This window comes from Siphonobacter aquaeclarae, assembly GCF_900103285.1.
Classification (GTDB): domain Bacteria; phylum Bacteroidota; class Bacteroidia; order Cytophagales; family Spirosomataceae; genus Siphonobacter; species Siphonobacter aquaeclarae.
Genome location: NZ_FNGS01000004.1, coordinates 394,384 through 407,875, shown reverse-complemented (window position 1 = coordinate 407,875; position 13,492 = coordinate 394,384). Strand labels below are relative to the sequence as shown.

The 13,492-nt window shown below is 56.6% G+C and carries 8 protein-coding genes; 1 reads left to right on the top strand and 7 read right to left on the bottom strand.

What is annotated here, in order from left to right; translation table 11 throughout:
* Nucleotides 1–2 precede the first annotated feature (2 nt).
* Nucleotides 3–2,321 carry a PDZ domain-containing protein gene (locus BLR09_RS12040; protein ID WP_093202208.1) on the top strand — a complete coding sequence of 773 codons (2,319 nt, stop codon included), beginning with the start codon at nt 3–5 and terminating at the stop codon, nt 2,319–2,321.
* Between the two features lie 50 nt (nt 2,322–2,371).
* Here the strand turns inward: BLR09_RS12040 and tatA are convergent, their stop codons facing one another.
* The 7 genes from tatA to proS form a co-directional block, all read right to left on the bottom strand.
* The gene (tatA, locus tag BLR09_RS12035; RefSeq protein ID WP_093202205.1) at nt 2,372–2,533 is read right to left on the bottom strand and encodes a twin-arginine translocase TatA/TatE family subunit; all 162 of its coding nucleotides are present in this window, start codon (nt 2,531–2,533) and stop codon (nt 2,372–2,374) included.
* A 131-nt stretch (nt 2,534–2,664) separates the two neighbouring features.
* Nucleotides 2,665–4,074: a TolC family protein gene (locus BLR09_RS12030; RefSeq protein ID WP_093202202.1), complete on the bottom strand. Its 1,410-nt coding sequence runs from the start codon at nt 4,072–4,074 to the stop codon at nt 2,665–2,667.
* Nucleotides 4,071–5,423, bottom strand: a complete 1,353-nt coding sequence (locus BLR09_RS12025) for an HlyD family secretion protein (RefSeq protein ID WP_093202199.1) — start codon at nt 5,421–5,423, stop codon at nt 4,071–4,073. The genes BLR09_RS12030 and BLR09_RS12025 overlap by 4 nt, the downstream gene beginning before the upstream one ends.
* A 17-nt stretch (nt 5,424–5,440) precedes the next feature.
* Nucleotides 5,441–7,567: a peptidase domain-containing ABC transporter gene (locus BLR09_RS12020; protein ID WP_093202196.1), complete on the bottom strand. Its 2,127-nt coding sequence runs from the start codon at nt 7,565–7,567 to the stop codon at nt 5,441–5,443.
* Between the two features lie 308 nt (nt 7,568–7,875).
* The gene (locus BLR09_RS12015; RefSeq protein ID WP_093202193.1) at nt 7,876–10,329 is read right to left on the bottom strand and encodes a glycoside hydrolase family 95 protein; all 2,454 of its coding nucleotides are present in this window, start codon (nt 10,327–10,329) and stop codon (nt 7,876–7,878) included.
* 46 nt (nt 10,330–10,375) lie between these two features.
* Nucleotides 10,376–11,884, bottom strand: coding sequence for a sialate O-acetylesterase (locus BLR09_RS12010; protein ID WP_093202190.1), 1,509 nt, complete (start codon nt 11,882–11,884; stop codon nt 10,376–10,378).
* A gap of 120 nt (nt 11,885–12,004) precedes the next feature.
* Nucleotides 12,005–13,477, bottom strand: coding sequence for a proline--tRNA ligase (gene proS, locus BLR09_RS12005; RefSeq protein ID WP_093202187.1), 1,473 nt, complete (start codon nt 13,475–13,477; stop codon nt 12,005–12,007).
* Nucleotides 13,478–13,492: the final 15 nt, after the last annotated feature.

The window sequence follows — 13,492 nt, the reverse complement described above, 5'->3', positions numbered from 1 at the left end:
CTATGTATAAACTGATTTGCTGCCTGCTATTGGCCGGGCTGACGGCCGGCGCCCAGTCTGTCGTCCGGACAGTGTCTCCCTCCGGCAACGACGCCAACCCCGGTACCCCCGGCCGGCCGATGAAAACACTGGCCGCTGCGCTTCAGAAAAAAGGCGGAGACGTCGTCATTCAGCTGCGGGAGGGTACCTACTACCTTCCGGAAACAGTCGAAATCCGGGCAGGACAGTTTTCCTCGCTCACGATTCGTCCGTATGAAAAGGAAAATGTCACGCTCAGTGCCGGCCGACTCCTGACCCTGCGCTGGAAGCCCTTCCGGGACGGTATTTTTCAGGCCGAACTGCCGGATGATGTGCCTTTTGAACGCCTGTATGTGGACGAACGCTCCGAGCCCCTCGCCCGGTACCCGAACGAAGATCCGCAGGCGCGGGTATTCGGAGGTACTGCCGCCGACGCCCTCGCGCCGGAGCGCGTAGCCCGCTGGCAGCATCCCGCAGGAGGCTATGTTCACGGCCTCCACGCCGGAGAATGGGGCGGGTTTCATTACCGCATCACCGGAAAGGATGAAAAAGGCGGCCTGCAACTCGATGGCGGCTGGCAGAACAACCGGCCCGCTCCCCTGCACAAACAGCACCGGATGGTGGAAAACATCTTCGAGGAACTGGACGCGCCGGGAGAATGGTTTGCCGACCGGCAGAAGCGGATTCTCTACTATTTCCCGCGAAAAGGAACACCGCCGGCTACTGTTGTCGTCTCCCGCCTGAAAAATACCCTGGAGCTGAAAGGCACCCCGGCTCGTCCTCTCCGGAACGTGGCAGTAGAAGGTATCCGCTTCGCACACAACGAGCGGACGTTCATGGAGACAAAAGAGCCGCTGCTGCGCAGCGACTGGACGATCTACCGGGGCGGCGTTGTGACACTCGAAGGGACTGAAAACTGCCGGATCAGCCGGTGCGAGTTTGCCGCCGTGGGAGGTAACGCCGTTTTCCTGAGTAAGTACAACCGGAACGATACCATCCGCAGTTGCCACATTCACCATACCGGCGCAAGCGCGATTGCCTTCGTCGGGGATTCTGCTGCGGTACGCTCACCGTTGTTCCGGTATGAACATTCCCAGCCGTATGCCGCGCTCGACCGGACGCCCGGACCCAAATCCAATGCTTATCCGAAAGGTTGCGTGGCATTTGACAACCTGATCCACCACGTCGGGCAGATGGAAAAGCAGGCAACAGGCGTGCAGATCGAAATGGCCGAAGGTATCGTCGTTTCCCACAATACCATTTACCATACGCCACGGGCCGGTATCAACATTGGCGACGGCGCCTGGGGCGGGCATATCCTCGAACACAACGACGTGTTCGAAACCGTGCTCGAAACCGGCGACCACGGCGCCTTCAACTCCTGGGGGCGCGATCGGTACTGGAGCCCGAACCGCCGGTACATGGATAGCCTGGCGGCCGCCCATCCGGAACTGATTTTGCTGGATGCGCAGCATCAGACGGTGATCCGGTACAACCGTTTCCGGTGCGATCACGGCTGGGACGTTGATCTGGACGATGGCTCGTCGAATTACTACATTCACCACAATGTCTGCCTCAACGGCGGACTGAAGCTACGGGAGGGTTTTTACCGGAAAGTGGAGAATAACGTGCTGGTTAACAATTCCTTCCATCCGCACGTGTGGTTCCGGAACAGCGGAGACCGCTTCGAACGGAACATCGTCATGAAGCCGTATTTCCCGATTCAGGTGGACGACTGGGGGCCGCATATCGACTTCAACCTTTTTCCGGATACGTCCGCACTGGCTGCGGCACGGCAGTCGGGGACGGATGCCCACAGCGCCGCCGGAGACCCGCAGTTTGTGGCGGCGGCTACGGGTGACTACCGTGTGAAAGATACCTCTCCGGCACTCGCCCTCGGATTCCGGAATTTTCCGATGGATGATTTCGGTGTAGTCAGTGCGGATTTGAAGAAAATGGCGGCAAAACCGGCTATTCCGCAGCCCATTTCGATGCAGTCCCTCGCTAGCCGGTCGGCACGTGCGGCATTCCTGGGAGGGAAGGTCAAAAACGTGGAAGGCCTCGGCGAGCGCTCGGCATATGGCTTGCCCGACGAAACGGGGGTAATTGTAGTGGAAACGGGCGGACTACTCGCCACATCAGGCATACTGGCGAAAGATGTCATCCGCTCGGCAGACGGGCAACCGGTCAAAACCTGCGCCGACCTGCTGAACGTCTACCAGGCTTCCAACTGGAAAGGCCATATCGGAGTCGACATCATCCGAAACCAGCAGCCTCTGAAGCTGACACTTCAGCTGAAATAGAAAAAGGGCCGGCTTCTGAGGAAACCGGCCCTTTTTTTGGGGATTATGCCCTACGAATTCTCGATGTTATCACGGATTTCTTTCGACGCGTCCTTGAATTCCCGGATGCCTCTGCCCAGTCCGCGCGCGAGTTCGGGGATCTTCTTGGCTCCGAACAATAGCACAAAAGCGACAATAATCAGGGTTATTTCAGGTCCTCCCATTCCAAACATAGCAGTGATCGTTTAGTGAGTGAATGCGTAAAGTTAGACACGAAACGATACAATTGTTTAATGCCCGCCCTGGAATATCGTCGAAACCCCTGATTTTATTGCTTTTTAATCCCGAATTAAGGCGCTGAGCATCAGGGCGTCGTTCCGCCGGCGGCATACAGGCTGTTGGCCCAGGCCTTGGCAAACTTGGCCCGGAGCGACTCCGTCTTGATCCGCATCTCGATCAGTTTCGACTCCTGGGTATTGACCAGAAACAGCGTACTTTCCCCGATATCGAACTTTTGCTGCTCCGCACGGACCAGCAACGCCTGATTTTCCGTCGCCTGCCGCTGAAACTCGCCCTGCTGCTGGAGCGCGCGGGCTTCGTTGAAAACCTGACGGACTGTCGTACCGATATCCCGGCGGGTTTGCTGCTGATCCAGCTGGGTCATATTCTGCTTGATCCGCACCTGTTGCAGCTTGCCGCGTTCTTTCCGGAGAAAGAGCGGAAAACTGAATTCCGCGCCGACTTTGTAGTTATTCGTCAGCCACCAGCCGGCGTCATAGGTCTTCCCGATCGCGACCGGCTCCCGGATGAAATTGTAATCCACGTTCAGCGTCGGCAGCAGCTGGTTTTGCCGGAGTTTCCGTTCGATTTCCAGTTGTTTCAATTTGTACCCGAACTTGAGCAGCTCCGGGTGCTGGTCTTCCGCCCGGACCAGCAGCGCTTGTAATTGCCCGTCCGTTGGTTCAGGCAAGGTAATGCCTCCCGGAATAGCGTTTTCAGGTAATTCCACCGGATTCCCCTGTTCGTTCCAGAGATTATTGGAGAGCCCGAGGCGGGCGTTCTGCCAGTCAACCAGCGCCGCCTGAAATGCCGCCTGGCGCTCCTGTACCGTAATTTTCGCCTGTACGGAATCGATGGCGGCGAGATCGCCGATATCCACCCGCTCTTTTACCGCCCGGTATCGGGTCTCGGCGAGTTGCAGCCCCTCCTGCGTGTAGCGGAACTGCTGGAAGGAGAAGTACCAGTCCCAGTAGGTCTTCGCGGCGTCATACATGACCTTGTTGACAGCTTTACGGCGATCGGCTTCGGCCATATCCTGTAAAAGGAGCGCCTGTCGGACGGTCGCGCGCCGGGCATCAATAATGAGCCCCTGCGCCAGCGGGACGCTTAATCCTGCGTAAACGAGGCCGGCATCGGGCGTCTGGTACTGAGGATTGACGTACTTGCCGGTATTCCGGTCGAACCCTGCTTTCAGGTCTATACCTGTCCAGGTCGGTATTTTCAGGGTGTTTTCCCAGTTATTATAGTACTCGTTGTCCTTGTATTCTTTCCGGCTGAAGTCGGACGAGAGTTTCGGATCGAACATACCCCGTGCCTGCATCAGCTCGGCGCGGGCGTCGGCGGGGAGGAGCTGCGCCTGCCGGACGACGGGGTGGTGTTTCAGAATCAGATCGGCGTAATCGGCATAGGTGAAGATCCGGACGCTGTCCTGACCCCGCGCTATTCCCGCCATCATCCCCCAAAACAACAGGAAGCAAAGGCAGAAGCGCGTCATTTTCCACCTCCTTTTCCATAGTCCGCCTTGGGCTCTTCCTTCAGACTGGGCGGGAAGCCGTTGAGCTGCCGCCAGATTTCGTACCAGACCGGTACGTTGTCGAGCATGACCCAACCGTAGACTCCCGAGCCAAGACGTAGCTGCGCGGGCCATTGAACATCGTGATTGACGTTGGGCGTCACCAGCAGGCGGTATTCACCGTTGTTGGAATTGACCTGGTCGATGACCGTGACCGTACCGCCGAAGGTCCCGACACTGACGGAAGGCCAGCCCGAAAACTGAAGCGCCGGCCAGCCGTCGAACCGCAGCCGTACTTCCCGGCCTTTCTGGATCAGCGGAACGTCCATGGCTTTTACATACAGTTCCACCGCCATTTGCGGCCTGAGGGGTTGAAGGGTGCAGATGGCTTCGCCTTCCTTGATGGTTTCGCCCACGCCTTGTTTGAGGGCTTTGACGACAACCCCGCTTTGCGGCGCCCGGAGGACATACTGATTCCGGCGTACGGTTACGTTGGCGACTTTGTTACGCAGTTCGGAAAGCTCTTTCTGCCCGTCGCCCAGTGACGAGACCGCCGAGCTGCGGTCGGAAACCGATTTGGCAATTTCCTTCTGATACTCCGCTTCAATCGAGCTCAGCTCAATGCGGGAGTTGATGAGATCCTGTCGGGAAATCGACAGTTTGTTTTCGGCAGAAACCAGCTTCGCGCGGGCGCTCTGGAAGCTCAGTTCACGGCTTTCGAGATCGGTTTTGGAGAACAGACCGTCCTGATATCCCTTCTGAAAACGTTCAAAACGAACCTCGGCAATGCGGAACTGAATACGTTCATTGGCAAGGTCAACGCTGTCGGACTGTACTTTTGCTCCCGATTGCAATACCTTGTTCCGGGCTTTTTGCAGACTGAGCCGCAAGGCGTTACGCAGAGCAGACAGCTGATTATCAAGAGCGCCGATCTTCATTTCATAGCCTTCGACGGCGTTTTCCTTCGCGCCTACCTGCTCCGAAAGCCGTTGCGGCAGGTTAGGATCGAAGTAATCGTCCTTGATTTCAGAAAGCACCAGGATGGTATCGCCTTTCTGAACGGTCTGTCCTTCCCGCACATGCCATTCCTCGATCCGCCCGGCGATGATATTCTGGACAGTCTGGGGCCGGTCTTCCGGCGTCAGGGCCGTGACCGTCCCGGTACCGTTGATGTTCTGCTGCCAGGGCATGAAGAGCACGACGAGCAGGGTAATAAGGATACCCACAATCCACCGGGCCAGCCGGCGACCGGTTTTGCGGGACGAGAGCGTCTTAAGGCTATTCATGCCGACGCCCTCGAAATTGGTATCGTTACGCGATATATGAAGCATTTCCGGAGTAGTTGAAGTCAATGAAACGGACCATCGGATACGATGCGCCCTTCGTCGAGGACGATCACACGGTCGCACGCGCCGAGTACATCGGGATCGTGTGAGATGGTAATAAAGGTCCACGGATGGGAGCGGTCGCAGATAAACCGGGTCAGCTGCCGCTTTTCATCCCGGTCCAGCAAACCATAAAAATCCGTGAAAATGAGGAGCCTCGGCCGCTCCACGATGCACCGTGCCGCCATGATTTTGGCGTTGAAGCTGTCGGAAAACTTCTGACCGCTGGCGATCATCTGGGTATTCAGACCGCCTGGCAACTGACTGATGCGCTGGCTGAGGTTCAGGTTTTCCAGGGCCCATTGGACATCGGCGAGGGTAATGCCGCTGCGGCCCATCGTGATATTTTCGAGGATGGTACCGTCGAATATTTCTTCAGTCGATACATTTTTCGCTACCGCATTCCGGAAATCATTCAGGTGGATATCGCGGAGCGAAAGGCCGTTGACGGCCACAGCACCGTCATAGTCTGTCAGTAACCCGCTGAGAATCTTGACGAAGGTATCTTTCCCGCCGCCGTTGGAGCCGGTCAGGCCGATGCGTTCGCCTGCCTGTATGGTCAGGTTCAGGTTTTGTAAAACCGGCCGTTTGCCGTCGGGATACTTGTAAGACAGGTCGCGGATGGAAAGGGAAAGCTCCTGGTCCCGAAGCGGTACGCGGATGCCGCTGGCGCGTTCCAGGGGCAGGTCGGTCACCGCGCCGAGCTTTTCCACGGCCGTCACCAGGTCAAAAATGACGTCGATGCTGTTGATGAGTTTTTCCACCGACCCGACGATCAGGACGATGATGATTTCCGAAGCGACAAACTGCCCGAGGGTAATCTGCCGGTCGACGACGAGGTATGTTCCCAGAATCAGCAGCGCACCGACGACCAGCGTCTTGAACGCCACCATGTAATAAAAAATGCGGACGAGGATTTTGAAGTGCTTGCCGCGGTAGAGCAGGTACTTGCTGACGAGGTCGTCCATCTTTTCCAGCGGCAGGTTGGTATTTCCGACGACCTTGAAGCTGAAAAGGGTACGGGCAACGTCCTCGAGCCATTCCGCGATTTTGTACTTGTACTTCGACTCAGCGAGGCTGGTTTCCAGGCCTTTCGACGCATTGAGCCGGATCACGAGGAACAGCAGCAGAACTGTCACCAGTCCGAATACAATAAACATCGGGTGGTACGCAAAAAGCAACAGCAGCCCGAAGACAATCTGTACCAGCGCCCCGGTGATATCGATGAGTACCTTCGGCATCGCTTTCTGAACATTCAGAATGTCGAAAAAGCGGTTCATCAATTCCGGTGGGTAGTACTTGGTGAGGGCTTCGATCTTGATCCGCGGAATGCGGTAGACAAACTCAAAGGCCGCCCGGGCAAACACCCGCTGCTGGAGTACTTCCACGATGGATACCTGAACAATCTGCAGAATCCCGGTAATCAGCGTACCGATGATGACCAGCGTGATGAGCAGGTAGACCGAAGAAAAGACCAGTCCCCCCTGAATAAGTCCGACAATTGCCTGAATACCAAGCGGTAAGCTCAGTGCAATCAATCCCGAAACAATCGCGTAGAGATAGAGGTATCCGATGTCTTTCCGTTCGTTGGTGAAGAGGCGGAGGGTACGCTGCCAGGGGCTCAGCGGTTTGGCATCCTGGGGATCTTCGGTACCGCTCAGGGGCTGGATCGGAAAGACGGTCATGAACAATACCTGGCCGTCGGCAGTCAGGACAGGCGTCAGGTCGGAGGGGTCCTTCGGCGAAGGGCCTGCGTCCGAAACGGACAGAAAGAAGGGCGTGTTTTTCCGGGCGTCTTTTCCGGCGATGACCGGAGCGGAGCCGTGCGGAGTCTGCTCGAAAAAGACGAACGGATGCTCCGCGGAAGTCACCCAGGCCCAGAATTCTTCCAGCGGTTTGGCATGCTTGACGATCGCGAGGTTGACCGTAAAGGCCTTCTGGATGAGGTCATCGGCAAAGGCTTCGGTACTCTCCGGCTGATACTGGGCGATCTGGTCAGCCGGAGCGTAACCGGGTGAGGTCTTTTGCGATTCCGGGAAATAAAGTTCGGCGAGTTTCCGAACGGTATGATTCAATACGGGGATAGTCATAAGATATAGAATTCATCAGCGAAGGCATATCGGGCAGACTCGTCCGGAAACAGTTCAATATACCACAAATCAGGCGCTCCGGAGCGGTCATGTCAGTCATTTTCAAATCAGTCGAAAAAGGGTTTTTCCCCAGCCTTGCGAACCGAAACAACCACAAATCTAAAGCCGGAGGTTCCGTCAAGTAAAGGCTCTCATCAACTTCTAATAATTTGCTAAAAGCCGGAAACCCGGGGTTTTGTTATGGAAAAAGTTAAAAAAAACGGCCCGCTGCATGCGCAACGGGCCGTTTTCGGTAACCGGGCTGTTTCTTACTCCGGCAGCAGGCGGTAGGTTTTGCCGGCTGCCGTCGGAAAGACGAGGAGGTAACCGTGCGCGTCCTGAACGGAGCGGACCGCTGCTCCTTCGAGCCGCAGGGGTGAAGCCGTCCGGATCCGGCAGGTATCTCCGGCTCTGGAAACGACCGTCGCCGTTGTCAGTTTCTTTCCATTCCATTTCATCGCAATATCAAAACCTCCCCGCGCGCGGAGGCCGGATACTTCCCCGTTGGCCCAGGCATCAGGCAAGGCTGCCAGCAGGTGTATGTCGCTGAGGTGGCTCTGCACCAGCATTTCCGTCATACCGGCTGTTCCGCCGAAGTTGCCGTCGATCTGGAAGGGAGGGTGCGCATCGAAGAAGTTCGGATAGGTACCGCCGCCGCGTTGGTAATCGGTCCCGTTTTCTCGGGTATAGTGGAGCAGTTGGCGGATGAGGGAGTAGGCATGGTTGCCGTCCAGCAGCCGGGCCCAGAAGTTGATTTTCCAGGCTTTGCTCCAGCCGGTACCTTCGTCGCCCCGGAGTTCCAGGGTTTTCCGGGCTGCGGCTGCAAATTCAGGCGATTCCACCGGAGAAATGCGCCGGCCGGGATGCAGGGCAAAGAGGTGAGAGACGTGACGGTGATGCGGATCTTCGTCTTCCCAGTCGCCATACCATTCCTGCAGGTTGCCTTTCCGGCCGATGTGGAGGGGTAGCAGTTTGTTTTTCTTTTCGACGAGTTGATTTTTGAATGTCGCGTCGGTGCCGAGCGCGTCCGCCGCTTCGATGAGGTTGGTAAACAGGTCGTGAATGATGGACATGTCCATTGTCGAGCCAACCGTTACAAACGCCGGTTTCCCGTTTTTATCCAGGAAAGCGTTTTCAGGGGAAGTCGACGGCGACGTCACCAGGTACCCGTTTTTATCCTCCATCAGGTATCCCATGCTGAAGACGGCCGCTTCTTTCATGAGCGGATAGGCGACGTCCCGGAGAAAGGCCCTGTCTTTCGTAAACCGGTAATGCTCATACAGGTGCTGACAGAGCCAGGCGGCGCCTTCGTTCCAGTTCGCCCATTTGGGATCGCCGTGCCCGACATCCCCGACTGGGTTCGCCAGCGCCCAGATATCCGTATTGTGGTGCGCTACCCAGCCGTTCAGATTGTAGTATTCTTTTGCGACGCTTTTTCCGACGACTGACAGGTTTTTGATCAGGTCGAACAATGGCGCATGCAGGTCCGACAGGTTGGTAGGCTCTGCCGGCCAGTAGTTCATCTGGGTATTGATGTTGATGGTGTAGTTGGAACTCCACGGCGCGCGTAGTTCCTTATTCCAGAGCCCCTGGAGGTTAGCCGCCGGATTTCCCGGGCGCGAGCAGGCGATCAGCAGGTAGCGGCCATACTGAAAATACAGTGTTTCCAGCCCCGGATCATACGCGCCGCCTGAATAGGCCTGGAGGCGTTCGTTGGCGGGAAGGTCGGGCCGGTTGGCGAGCGTATCCTTCAACCGAAACGAAAACCGGTGAAAAAAGGACTGATAATCAGTGATATGCTTTTTTTGTAACGTCGCATACGGCAGGGCTGCGGCTTTCCGGATAGCCTCCGAGGCGAATTTGTTTTCGTCCCGGCCTTCGGTATCGGGGCATTTGTCGAAACCGTTGAAGCTTGTTGCGGCGGAGACCAGCAGCAGGGCCTCTTTCGCTCCGCTGACATGGATTCCGGACGTATCGGCTGTGATTTTTGCTCCCTTACTGATTACCCGGATTCGGAATTGATACCGCATGCCGGCGCAGTCGCCGTCATAGGTAACCGGGTTCTGGCCTTTCGGATTGTAGTAATTGGGATGTACGTTGGAAGGGGCTTTTCCTTTGATAATCAGCTCGTTGTTTCCTTCCGCTACGCGCTCGAAACGTATCTTACTCCGCCCCGAAACCGAGAAAGACAGGTTTTGTGTACCCGTCAGGCGAATAGCAATGATATTGTCGGGTTGCGAGGCGAAGATTTCACGCGTGTACCGCTGTCCGTCTACTGTAAAACGGGTAGCGGCGACAGCCCGGTCGAGGTCAAGCTCACGGGAGTATGCTGTCGGGGCACCGGTGCCGACATTTTGCTTGATAATCAGATCGCCCAGCGGCAGGTACGACTGGGTATACCGGCCCTGCATTTTCTTCAGTAATGCCGTGGCTTTGGTATAGTCTTCAGCGGCGAGGGCTTCGCGGACGGCGGGTAGTTGCTTCCAGGCGTCGGGGTTGGCACTCTGCCGCATCGGTCCGCCGGACCAGAAGGTACCTTCGTTGAGCTGGATCAGCTCTTCCGAAACCCGTCCGAAAACCATGGCGCCCAGGCGGCCATTGCCGACGGGCAGCGCTTCTGTCCAGACTTCAGCCGGTTGCTTGTACCAGAGGGTGAGGGGAGTATGCTGGCCGGAGGCGGTAGCCCCCCCGGCCAGGAGAAGAAAGAGTGCTTTTTTCAGCATAGAGGTTCAACAGTTGGTACCTCAAAGAGAAAAAAAAGCCCTTTGGCTACTCTTTATCCGTGCGGAAAGGCGTAGCTGGTAAACCCTCTTTGTTGAAGAGATTCACGTCCGGAACATTTTCCCAACCAAACCGCACCGCTGCCGGTTGGTCAACCAGCGGATTGCTGACAACAATCGTATTGCCCTGAATCTGAGCCATCGCCGGGTAGAACCTGTTATCAGCCCCGGCGATAGCAAACCCGCGGAGCGGACCGTCTTTGGCTACCAGTCCGCCGCCGGTATGTTTGAACGAGAGAACGGCCTTGTTGCCCTGATATGCCACAGATTCAAAGACCGGACCCGAATATTCGATCGGCTCGCCGTAGGCCAGCGCCCGTGCAGCAAGGCTAAGCCGCTGACCGACAGGTTGTTTGTCGGCCGGGTGGATGTCTGCGTAATCGCCGCAATCGGTGGTCACGACCATGGCGGTATTAGGGGTGTTTTTCCACGCAATCAACTGCGCCTCCCGAATCTGCGGCTGCATATCCTTGTGCGGGGCAATTTGTACAAAATAGAAGGGGAAATCGCCCTGCTTCCAGTCGGCGCGCCAGTTGGCAATCATAGTCGGGAAAAGCGTCTGATACTGTTTGGCGCGTCCGTTGTTCGACTCGCCCTGGTACCAGATCGCGCCTTTGATGCCGTAGGGTTGCAGCGGCACGACCATCGCGTTGTACAGACCGGCGATGTAGTTGCCGGAATGCGGGTCGCGGGGGGCGGCCGGTCGGCGGGGTAACGCCTGGTTGTAGCGCGCAGCCTGTACCGAATCGGCCAGAAATTGCCTGATGAGTGATGCTTCCTCTTTCCGGAAGGCGTCCAGTTTTCCCGGATACTCTTTCACTGCCGCATCATACGCCGTAACCAGGGATTGGAGCTCCGGATTTTTCTCCAGGGCTGCACGGCTCGTCCAGTTTTCAGCGGGCGTACCGCCAAAAGCGGTAAACAGCAGGCCAACAGGTACTTTGAGATCGGTATGCAGGTGTTTGGCAAAGAAATACCCGACAGCGGAAAAGTCGCTTACCGTGGCAGGGGAGCAAACCGTCCACCTGCTGCCAATGTCTGTTCCCGGAGCCGGAGCATATTTAAGAGGAACATAGTATTCCCGGATTTGCGGATAGTTGGCAGCGTCCCGTTCTTTTTCCCAGCCGATAATGGGTTTTTGGCCACGGCGCGGGCCAAGCTGCCGCTCCATGTTCGACTGCCCGGAGCAGATCCATACCTCTCCGACGAGTACGTCTTCGATTTTGACGGTATTATCGCCCGAGATCGTCAGTGTGTATGGACCTCCGGCGGTAAGGGGCTTGAGGCGGACCATCCACTTGCCGTTTGCGGCGGTCGTCTGAGCCGTTTGGCCGGCGAGCTCCACGCGGACCGTTTCTCCGTCTCTCGCAGTACCCCATACCGGGACGTCGATGCCCCGCTGTAGTACCATGTGATCACTGAAAAGGCTATTGGGTTTTACGTCGGCCCGGCAGGGAAAAGCGGCGATACCTGCCAGGAGGAGGAAAAGTTGTTTCATGGAAAAACAGGTTTGAGAGAAATAAAAGAGGCGACCGTGAAGTCGCCTCAAATATAGAAAGTACCTCAAAACCAGTGGAAATGGACTATCAGAACCTTGCTAAATAAGAATAGTTGGCTCTTAGTACGCCCGGGCAAAAATCACGCGGCGTTTTGAAGGCTTGCCGGAGAACACGCAGACGCCGTCTTCTTCAGGGGCATTCAGCGGGATACAGCGGATGGTAGCCTTCGTCAGTTCCTTGATTTGCTCTTCGGTTTCGCTGGTTTCGTCCCAGTGGGCGAGGAGGAAGCCGCCGTTTTCGATTTTTTCCTGGAATTCTTCCCAGGTGTCAACCGTAAACGTGTTTTCTTCCCGGAATTTCAGCGCGCGGTTATAGATAGATGCCTGAATATCATCGAGAAGCGCTTTGATCGTTCCCGCGATTCCGTCCATCGGAACAACCTGCTTTTCCTTCGTATCGCGGCGGGCGAGTTCAACCGTGCCGTTTTCCAGGTCACGCGCACCAACCGCCATCCGGACAGGTACCCCGCGGAGTTCGTACTCGGCAAACTTCCAGCCGGGTTTCTCCTGCTGGGAGTCGTCGAACTTGACGCTGATGCCGCTGGCTTTCAGTTCTTTGATGATCGGATCGATGGCGTCGAAGATCACGTTCAGTTGCTCTTCGTTCCGGAAAATGGGAACGATAACCACCTGAATCGGCGCGAGCTTCGGAGGCAGAATCAAACCCTGATCATCGGAGTGCGCCATGATGAGCGCGCCCATGAGGCGGGTCGAAACGCCCCAGCTCGTTCCCCAGACATAGTCGAGTTTGTTGTCACGACCCAGGAACTGTACTTCAAATGCCTTGGCAAAATTTTGCCCGAGGAAGTGGGAAGTACCGGCCTGAAGGGCTTTTCCGTCCTGCATCATGGCCTCGATGCAATAGGTTTCGACGGCGCCGGCAAAGCGCTCGTTCGGGGTTTTGACACCGCGGATAACGGGCAGCGCCAGCCATTCTTCCGCGAATTTGGCGTATACGTCGAGCATCTGCTCGGCTTCGGCGACGGCTTCTTCCGAGGTGGCGTGGGCGGTATGCCCTTCCTGCCAGAGGAATTCAGCGGTGCGGAGAAACAGACGTGTGCGCATTTCCCAGCGAACCACGTTGGCCCACTGGTTGATGAGCAGGGGCAGGTCGCGGTACGACTGGACCCAGTTTTTATACGTACTCCAGATAACCGTTTCGGACGTCGGACGGACGATGAGTTCTTCTTCCAGTTTGGCGTCCGGGTCGACGATCACGCCGGAACCGTCCGGCGCGTTTTTGAGCCGGTAGTGGGTCACGACGGCACACTCTTTGGCGAAGCCTTCCACGTGGCTGGCTTCTTTCGAGAGGTATGACTTGGGAATGAAGAGGGGAAAGTACGCGTTGACGTGCCCGGTCTCCTTGAACTTGTCGTCGAGCGCCCGCTGCATCTTTTCCCAGATGGAGTAGCCGTATGGTTTGATGACCATGCACCCCCGGACGGCGGAATTTTCGGCCAGATCGGCCCGTTTTACGAGGTCAAGATACCATTCGGAGTAGTCGTCCGCGCGGGAAGTAATGCCTTTGCTCATGGAATTTTTCTGCAG

What these genes read in the sequence shown, in the direction of transcription:
- tatA (WP_093202205.1), bottom strand. Translation starts at nt 2,533, where the DNA reads ATGTTTGGAATGGGAGGACCTGAAATAACCCTGATTATTGTCGCTTTT.
- BLR09_RS12025 (WP_093202199.1), bottom strand. Translation starts at nt 5,423, where the DNA reads ATGCTTCATATATCGCGTAACGATACCAATTTCGAGGGCGTCGGCATG.
- BLR09_RS12030 (WP_093202202.1), bottom strand. Translation starts at nt 4,074, where the DNA reads ATGACGCGCTTCTGCCTTTGCTTCCTGTTGTTTTGGGGGATGATGGCG.
- BLR09_RS12015 (WP_093202193.1), bottom strand. Translation starts at nt 10,329, where the DNA reads ATGCTGAAAAAAGCACTCTTTCTTCTCCTGGCCGGGGGGGCTACCGCC.
- BLR09_RS12010 (WP_093202190.1), bottom strand. Translation starts at nt 11,884, where the DNA reads ATGAAACAACTTTTCCTCCTCCTGGCAGGTATCGCCGCTTTTCCCTGC.
- BLR09_RS12020 (WP_093202196.1), bottom strand. Translation starts at nt 7,567, where the DNA reads ATGACTATCCCCGTATTGAATCATACCGTTCGGAAACTCGCCGAACTT.
- proS (WP_093202187.1), bottom strand. Translation starts at nt 13,477, where the DNA reads ATGAGCAAAGGCATTACTTCCCGCGCGGACGACTACTCCGAATGGTAT.
- BLR09_RS12040 (WP_093202208.1), top strand. Translation starts at nt 3, where the DNA reads ATGTATAAACTGATTTGCTGCCTGCTATTGGCCGGGCTGACGGCCGGC.